At 44.6% G+C, this 945-nt stretch carries 1 protein-coding gene; it reads left to right on the forward strand.

Annotated elements, in window-relative coordinates:
• Window positions 1–202 precede the first annotated feature (202 nt).
• Window positions 203–945: J domain-containing protein (locus E1160_RS00045; protein WP_328597100.1), on the forward strand; the 743-nt coding region annotated here is incomplete at its 3' end.

Here is a 945-nt window from a genome sequence, read left to right on the forward strand (position 1 = left end):
CTATGGTTGCATATTTTTAAGGTAAGAATCTTATAAGGTTGACTGGAGTCCTGGATTTGCTGAATTAGGTGAGCATGGGGCGAATCGTTTTTTATCTCTTGAAAAAATACGAGAATCAGCCATCATATATTACTTATCTACAAAAGTAGTAGATGGGGTAAGCCTTTGGTTTTTCCGTTGGTTTTTTTAGGGAATATGCATCATGAAAGCGGGCGCAGCGTTCAACGATAAAGGTGCCAATGTTGTGGGTGACGATAAATCGCAAGATGATAGCTTGGTGGAGGCTATTCGTGCGGTCGCAAAAGTGCCGTCGCAACGAAAAGTTTCTTATGCAATCCCATGCGCTTCTGAATTTCGTGATCGCGTGAGTGAGCTGGCGGAACGTCGTAATGTTAATGTAGGTGATATCGCACGCTCTGTGATGTTGACTTTACCTGAAGACGTAATTGACTCTGTGTCTGATCCGGGTGAACCTGACCTAGAAGATCGAGAAACGATTATACTGAAGTCTGGTCCAAGTGCTGGTAAGCCTTGGCGTCGTAAGCCTCGTTTGCAAGTACGGATGCCTGCTGGTTACGATATGGTGACTATCCGTAAGGCTCTTGCCTTGGCGCTTCAACTAGATGACGGCACTTTAACTATAAATCTCGAAGATCCCTTACTTCCAAAAAAGACGGAGCAATCTGAGGCTGATCGAGAACAAATTATTCGTCTGCATACTATTATCACGGCGATGTCTTTTGATCTGCTTAAGGGTGGAGTACAAACCCATGAGGAGGCCTTGTATGTACTTGGTTTTCCGCCGACTGCACGTCCAAATATGGATGAGGTTAAGCAACGTTTTCGTTTGATGGCGACTATTCATCATCCTGATAGTGAGCTGGGTGGGCATGAGCGTATGGCCCAATTAAATGATGCGATTTCATTGTTACGTCGTACCATTCT

The sequence above is a fragment of the Curvivirga aplysinae genome, from assembly GCF_009711445.1.
Lineage (GTDB): Bacteria > Pseudomonadota > Alphaproteobacteria > UBA8366 > Aestuariispiraceae > Curvivirga > Curvivirga aplysinae.